Raw genomic sequence first — 6517 nt, forward strand, 5'->3', positions numbered from 1 at the left:
CGGTTTCCGCCGCCGCCCAGCAACTGCACTGGAGGCCGCTGGCGGCTGCAGACCCAGGCGCACCCCGACGGCTGATCCGACCGGCCAGCAGATGAGCACCATCGCATCAGGTCGGGTTCGCTCTGGGGCAAGCAGGTCTTCCTGTCTCGCTGGCCCGTCTATCTGACCTCGCGGTGGGTAAGACCCGCGTCCTGGCCCTGCGCGACGCAGCCCGCAATGTGCAGCGCTTCGGGAAGAGCCAGCACCGTTGACGTCGCCTCGATCCGCATCTGGCTCCAAGACCCCGTCACATGATCACGGGGCAGGCCCTGGTGGAGACTGCCCAGACGCACACGCAGCAAGTCATCGATGCTGTTGGAGAGATCGACGACCTTGCTGCCCGCCTGCAACAGCCGCCAGCCTCCACAGAAGCGGCGCAGTTCGTGCTGCAAGCCGTCCGCGCGTTCCGTGAGCGTCGTCGCACCGCCGTTCCCGCGCCCAGGCGTCAGCAAGATGCTGACGCATCCGCCTGACCAGCGAACTGGGTGACCGGTCGCAGCGAAGGCTGAGCGTTCTCACCGAAGATTGGTTGGTTCCGTCGCCGTCGTTACGCAGTTCCTCGCAGCCGCTGTAGAACGGCCCGGAGGACAGCTCGCACAGGCCGACACCTTCAAGGGGAAGGCAATCGGGGAACTTCGACGGTTTGACGAAGAAACCGAAACCGTAGTTGTGACCCACCCACAGGCTGTTCGGAGATGGGATCTCAGGGCGGCGGTCGGCGGTGACGGTCATCTGCACCGTCAGCGTCACCTGCACATCGCCGGGCCTGTCGTACTGCCCCCCGGAGCCCTTGACGTCCGTGGAGTAGCCCCGCCAGGCGTACCCGTAGCGCCAGTCGTGGCAGTTCCTGCTTGAACGTGTCGGCCCCGGGCAGCTCAAGGCGATCGAGAGCGGCCGGAGCGTCGGGGTTCCCTGGCATCACTTCGCAGAGGCGCTGTGCGTGACGTCGAAGCAGGGCGCCTATCAGAAGGCGCGCCGGTTGAAGGGCCGACCAGGTCCGCGAACCGGGCGAGCGCCGCATGCCCGAGGTGGCCAGGGAACACGAGGAACGTGCCGCGGCTGAGGAACGGGCCGAGCGCGCCCAGGTCCTCGTGCAGGAACGGCGCTTCCCGCTCGCCCAGCGGATCGGCCAGCTGCTCCTGGAGCACCGTGACGGCTTGGTCATGGACAGTTGGTCGGAGTACTGGCTGGGCGAGGTCGCCGAGACCATCGACAACCGGGACACCGCCACCAAACGTGCTCGCTTCACCGGCTGGGTCGAAAGCTTCGTGCGCGCAGTCCACGGGCACGCGCGGGAACGCAATCGGCCCTCCACAACGACCGAGGAAGCCTGCCGAGCGCTCGCGCTGGCCACCGAGTTCACGTATCAGCAGCGGCCCGAGATTCCACGGCAGGTCCAGCGTTCCCAGACTGGGAACCGACCAGAGCGCGAACGGCGACGGACGCGCAGCGGTCGCCGCTCTGCCTGAGCCCCGCCCTTTTCGTCACCCCGCGCTCCGCATTTCGTCGCTTCCCCTCACTGGGCGGGGCCGCGCCGCCCTCCCCGCCTCCCCACGGGAGGTCCGACGCCTGCCACCACGTCCCCCCTCATCAGTACTCTCGGGGCTTCCAGGCACGGACCTCCAGGCCCAAAATGAGAGCGTCAGGCGCGAGACGACCGGTGGCGGTGAGCCATGTGTGTCGCCGCTCGCCAGCGGCGCCGGCTTGATGAGGCGGGCGCCCGGCGAGGCGAGGATGACTCAGGTACTCAGTCCGGCGATGCAGCTCAGGCGTGATCCACGAGTTGCGCGACGCCCTGCTGGCGCGCGCAGTGCGCGCAGCAGAAGAACTGTCCGTCCGATTGAAGACCATGGCCGAGGATGCGGCACTGGCAGTTGTCGCAGATCGGCGCCATCTTCTGGGCGGCGCACTCGATGCTGTCGAAGGTGTGCACGGCTCCTGCGGCATGCACCTCGAACGCCATCTCGTAGTCGTTGTTGCAGACCTCGCACACGGCCATGAATGATCAGCTCCTCCGTGCTGCGCGGAAAGGCGGGGGATTTGGTCGGCGCTTCAGGAAGTTAGCGAGAAGCTGCGTCAATTCTCCGGCGACACGTGGGCCGGACCCCGACTGGCACAGCGGAACCACTCAGGTGGGCGGTGGGTCTCTCCTCCTCCGGCTCACCCGGCGGCTCGGCGGCTCACCCGGCTCCGGCTCACCGTTCCGCCGTTCTGTTCCTCGGGCTGAGCGTCCCTTCCGGCCCGCTGTGCAGCGGGCGGGCTGCCGCGCCCAGGCCGCCCTTGCGCGGCCCCTGCTGGGAGGCCTACGGGCCGTCAAACGAGGGCTGGCCCTGCTCGGGCAGCTGAGGCTACTCGGCGTCCTCGTCGTACCGGGCAGCCAGCCGCAGCCCGAGATCGGTGGCCCAGTCCTGGACCCATTGGCGCAGCTCGGCGATCTCTTCGGGTGTCATGCCGTAGGCGGCGAACTCGCGGTCGGAGGTGAAATCGGCGGCCTCGAGCCGTGCGTGGAGTTCTTCGAGGTCGAAGTCCTCGTCATGCTGGCTGCCAAGCTGTTCCATCTCGGCCGTGCTGTACAGATGCCGGGCGCTGAAGACGTCGAGCAGGTCACGGGGGAAGCCGCGGTCATGGACAGCCCGGGTCTTGAGCCCGACGGTGTCGTCGACCGACAGAACCGGGCCGGCACTCGTGTGTGCCGGAGGCCGGTGAAGATCTCTTTGAGGATGTCCAGCTCGCACGACTGACCGGTGCCCGGGTCGAGGGCCGTGAGCCGGGCCATGCGGGGAGCCACCTCGATGACGGTGACCTGCCAGCCCTTGCCGGTCAGCGCCTCGACGAGATGGCTGGTGATGACGTCCAGCCCTGCCTGGTGGGTGGTGGCGAAGTCCAGGTCCTGGCTGAGCCGCGACACCAGATCATGGGCCTGCACCGCATAGCCGCCGGCCAGGACCAGGCCGTACGCGGCACCCGCGTCGAGGGCATCGGCCAGCAGACGCTGATGCAGAGCGGGAAGCCTCACGCCGCGGCGGCAGGGGCCAGCGCCGGGAAGTGCTGTTCCCAGCAGGTGCGCAGCGGTTTGCCCACCACGCGGCGCAGCAGGGGCCAGTGCTGATGCAGCAGGTCGCTGTTCAGGTAGGTCACCAGGTCCTCGCGCTGGCCGTTGTTCAGCACGATGCGGTACAGGCCGATCACCAGCCGCTCATCGGCGAGGTCGAACTCGGTCAGCCCGGACCAGGCCAGGTGCTGCGGCAAGTGCACCACGCCGGTTGCCGGCCCGCGCAGATCCTCCAGGGATGGGGGCAGCCGGTCAGCCAGGTGGCTCCACCGGGGGTGCAACGGCACGTCTCGACTCACCCCCTCAGTATCCCCTGTTCCCGCGTGCCGCGTGGCGCTCCCACGCAGCTCGCAGCCGGGACGCCCACCATGAATTCGCTCCCGTCGCAACGGAGGGCGACATCCAGCCCTCAACACGCTCAGTGGTTGGGGCCAGTGTCCTGGTCGGTCAGCGCAGCGCGGACGTGGCCCTTTAAATCCTGCACGCCCACCTCACCAGGCCCTTCGCGCATCCGGCCCCGAGACCGAAGATCGCAGCCGGTCAGGACGGGTGATCCGGCAGGTAACCGCCGTGGCGGATGTCGTCAGTGGGCGGGGACGCGCGTGAGGCGTTCGTGCAGGGTGGCGGCGAACTCCTCGGCCCGCGCCAGCTGGGTACGCAGTTTCTCCACCTGCTCGGATGCGCCTTGTTCGTATCCGCGGACGCGCTCCAGCAGAGCTTCCCGTTCGTCCGCCGGCAGCTCCTCATCGGAGTCGAGGCGGTCAGTTGCGTCCAGCAGGTCCCGCATCTCGTCCAGAGTGAAGCCGAGCGGCTTCATGCGACGGATCACCATCAGGCGCGCGACGTCGGCCTCGGTGTAGAGGCGGAACCCGCCCTGGGAGCGGGCGGAGGGGATGACCAGGCCCGTCTCCTCGTAGTGCCGGATGGTGCGCAGCGACAGCTCGGTCCGTGCGGCGACCTCGCCGATCTGCATGTGCTCGCTCTCGGCTCCATGCCGTCCCCGCTCTCATGGTGCGGGACGGATTGATCCCGTGACCGTCAGCCGTGTCGGGGCCGATGACGCCCCCGGCGAAGACCGATGTCTGCAGGAGAGAGCGTGCGCATGCCCATGACGCCCAGCGCCGCCGCCTGCCCGCCGTGATCCTTCGCCCCTGAGCAGCGCCCGCGGAGTTCTCGCCCGTGCCTGCTGCCTTCTGACGTCAGCCCGCCGTACGTGGGCTTCGCGGATGGCCACCCCAGTCTTCCCGCGCCTTCCTGCACGCCCTCATGACGCCGGGTGTTCCCGAGCACGACAGGTAGCTCATCTTGTCTACGTCCGCACTGTCCCCCGCCGCGTCACGGGCCGGTGGTGCCAGCATTTTCACGGCCGCCCTGGGGCATGTCATCCGCCCGCGGCGTCCTCGGCCTCCCAGCGCAGCAGGTCGCCCGGCTGGCACCTGAGCACCTCGCAGAGCGCGGCGAGCGTCGCAAAGCGGACCGCCTTGGCGCGGCCGTTCTTGAGTACCGCCAGGTTGGCGGGCGTGATCCCTACGCGGTCCGCGAGCTCGCCCACGGACATCTTCCGCCTGGCCAGCATCACGTCGATGTCCACGGCGATCGGCATCAGATCACCTCGTCCAACTCGGCCTGCATCTGCGCCGCTTCGACGTCGCGCGCGACGGCCTGGGCGAGCAGCATCCGCAGCACGAGCACGATGAGCGCGACCCCCAGGATGGCCACGCCAACCCCGCCCATGATGACGGTGACGCCCGGGTCGTCCCGCTGGCCCGGCGCATTGATGGCAGTGACCGCGAACCACACGAGGGCAGCGGCCACGATCGCGCCGATCACGCCGTCCACGTACCGGAAGGCGGCGTGGGAGAACACGGTTTCGCGTCGCACCATCGCCGCCAGCCGCCATACGCAGACCAGGGCCACCTGGACCGACACCATGCCCAGGATCGTGATCACGCGCAGCGGGGTCAGCGGGAGCGACCCGTCCTCCGGGTCAGTGGCCAACGCCCACACCATCAATGCCTGCACGAACACGGTGCCGGCGAGCACCAACACGAGCACGGTGCGCAGCGCACCCACTGTCAGCCTTCCCATGGCCCATCCCTCCATCGAGTCGCGATGGGAATCTATCGAATTTCGATAGATGGAGCAAGGGCTGGGACGGAGGATGGGCGGCGGTTTCGCATCGTGGCGGGACGCCGCCGCCTCCCATGGCATGGCGGTTGCCCGAACCGTCTTGGCCCTGTGGAAGTCGGCCCTGCTTGAGTACAAATCGGACACCACCCGACTACGCCGAAGCCCTGGCTGCGGTAGTGGTGGGAGCGCTCCTCGGTGCGCTCACCTATTTCAGTGCTGGCAACACTTCCGGCGCCCTGCTCGCAGGCGTGACAGGCATGGGCATCAGTGCGCTCGTCCTGCGCAAGCTCATCAGCCTCTGAGCAGGCAGCTGCCCTTCAGGCATCAACCCGGCAACCCCCACGATCAATTCAAGTCACGACCCTGTTGTGTGGCTGAATCCAGTGCAATGCTGTGACGGCGGTGATCCTCCAGCCCCCCGCGGAGGCCCCCCACCCCTGGCCCCACCCGTGCGCTGTCACTGGGCGGGGCCGCGCCGTCCCTCCCGGCCTCCCCACGGGAGAGCCGACGGCTGCGCCCTGGCCCAGTGGCAGATCCGGTACTGCGGACGTACGTTCGGCGACGAGCGGCGGATTCTCGTATCTGTTATGCACCGAGAGGCAGTGCTGTGAGTGAAGACATCTGGGGCTATCGACCCACCGCGGATCCATCCCGTGCCTGCCCAGTTTTTCGCCTCAGAGTCGTGACGGGGCCGGCCGCATGGTCACCTGCGTTTGGGAATCGGATCAGCCGCAGTCGTTGCGGTTGATCTTCAAAGACCGGGTCTGGTCGTTGAGGTTGTAGGAGCGCAGGTCGTGGATGGAGCCGCCGCTGCGGGTCACGCATACCCAGCGTCCCGAGTAGTTCCGCTTCTCGTAAACCCGTGCGGTGCGGTCGGAGTTGTTGCGGATCGAGCTGCCGCGGTCACGGATCGCGGCGGGCAGGTCTTTCACGCCGCCGTCGGCCGCGCGGCGCACCCAGGGCTGGCCCCGAAGTTGACCTCCGGGTAGATGCACACATAGCCGCCAGGGCACTTGATAGCGGCCTGCGCGGCACGCGTCTCTGCGGGAGCCGACGTGGGCACGGTAAGAGGAAGGGCGGCCAGAGCGGCGACCACCGCGGCACGCATCACGTTTCTGATCATGTCTACAGACATAGTCCGCACCACCCGCTCGCGGGGGCAGGATCATGCTCCGGTTCACCCCGTCGGCGCAGCAACAAGGCCTAGTGCTGGATTCCGCTTTGGTTGGGTATATGTCCTGGTGGCGGGGTGATTAGGGTACTCGGGGGCGGGTGCTGGTCGGTGGTGTTACGGGC

At 68.1% G+C, this 6517-nt stretch carries 11 protein-coding genes; 2 read left to right on the forward strand and 9 right to left on the reverse strand.

The genetic code is table 11. From position 1 onward, the window contains the following. Positions 1-158 precede the first annotated feature (158 nt). Positions 159-491, reverse strand: a complete 333-nt coding sequence (locus ACH492_RS39900) for a hypothetical protein (protein ID WP_398994331.1) — start codon at positions 489-491, stop codon at positions 159-161. A 567-nt stretch (positions 492-1058) separates the two neighbouring features. On the opposite strand from ACH492_RS39900, the gene ACH492_RS39905 reads away from it, so the two are divergent. After that, entirely contained in the window at positions 1059-1508 is a 450-nt protein-coding gene (locus tag ACH492_RS39905; RefSeq protein ID WP_398994332.1) for a hypothetical protein, read from the forward strand. Between the two features lie 296 nt (positions 1509-1804). Here ACH492_RS39905 and ACH492_RS39910 read toward each other — a convergent pair whose 3' ends face one another. From ACH492_RS39910 to ACH492_RS39935, 6 genes are all read right to left on the reverse strand, one after another. Further along, entirely contained in the window at positions 1805-2038 is a 234-nt protein-coding gene (locus ACH492_RS39910; RefSeq protein ID WP_389193568.1) for a hypothetical protein, read from the reverse strand. Between the two features lie 349 nt (positions 2039-2387). Beyond that, positions 2388-2774 (reverse strand): hypothetical protein, encoded by a 387-nt coding sequence (locus ACH492_RS39915; protein WP_398994334.1) that lies wholly within the window; start codon positions 2772-2774, stop codon positions 2388-2390. 277 nt (positions 2775-3051) lie between these two features. Next, positions 3052-3390 carry a hypothetical protein gene (locus ACH492_RS39920; RefSeq protein WP_398994336.1) on the reverse strand — a complete coding sequence of 113 codons (339 nt, stop codon included), beginning with the start codon at positions 3388-3390 and terminating at the stop codon, positions 3052-3054. A 284-nt stretch (positions 3391-3674) separates the two neighbouring features. Next, positions 3675-4064 carry a MerR family transcriptional regulator gene (locus tag ACH492_RS39925; RefSeq protein WP_398994338.1) on the reverse strand — a complete coding sequence of 130 codons (390 nt, stop codon included), beginning with the start codon at positions 4062-4064 and terminating at the stop codon, positions 3675-3677. A 408-nt stretch (positions 4065-4472) separates the two neighbouring features. After that, on the reverse strand, positions 4473-4694 hold the full coding sequence (locus ACH492_RS39930; protein ID WP_013872065.1) for a helix-turn-helix transcriptional regulator: 222 nt from the start codon (positions 4692-4694) through the stop codon (positions 4473-4475). Next, on the reverse strand, positions 4694-5179 hold the full coding sequence (locus ACH492_RS39935; RefSeq protein ID WP_398994340.1) for a DUF2975 domain-containing protein: 486 nt from the start codon (positions 5177-5179) through the stop codon (positions 4694-4696). The genes ACH492_RS39930 and ACH492_RS39935 overlap by 1 nt, the downstream gene beginning before the upstream one ends. Before the next feature lie 167 nt (positions 5180-5346). Between ACH492_RS39935 and ACH492_RS39940 the strand changes: the two genes are divergently transcribed. After that, positions 5347-5523, forward strand: coding sequence for a hypothetical protein (locus ACH492_RS39940; RefSeq protein WP_398994342.1), 177 nt, complete (start codon positions 5347-5349; stop codon positions 5521-5523). Between the two features lie 423 nt (positions 5524-5946). On the opposite strand, the gene ACH492_RS39945 is transcribed toward ACH492_RS39940, so the two are convergent. Together ACH492_RS39945 and ACH492_RS39950 are read right to left on the reverse strand one after the other, a co-directional pair. Further along, positions 5947-6153 (reverse strand): peptidase inhibitor family I36 protein, encoded by a 207-nt coding sequence (locus ACH492_RS39945; RefSeq protein WP_398994344.1) that lies wholly within the window; start codon positions 6151-6153, stop codon positions 5947-5949. After that, the gene (locus tag ACH492_RS39950) at positions 6150-6344 is read right to left on the reverse strand and encodes a hypothetical protein (protein ID WP_398994346.1); all 195 of its coding nucleotides are present in this window, start codon (positions 6342-6344) and stop codon (positions 6150-6152) included. Before ACH492_RS39950 ends, ACH492_RS39945 begins: the two co-directional genes overlap by 4 nt. Positions 6345-6517 lie beyond the last annotated feature (173 nt).

Origin of the sequence: Streptomyces sp. NPDC019443 (assembly GCF_044389785.1) — a bacterium.
Lineage (GTDB): Bacteria > Actinomycetota > Actinomycetes > Streptomycetales > Streptomycetaceae > Streptomyces.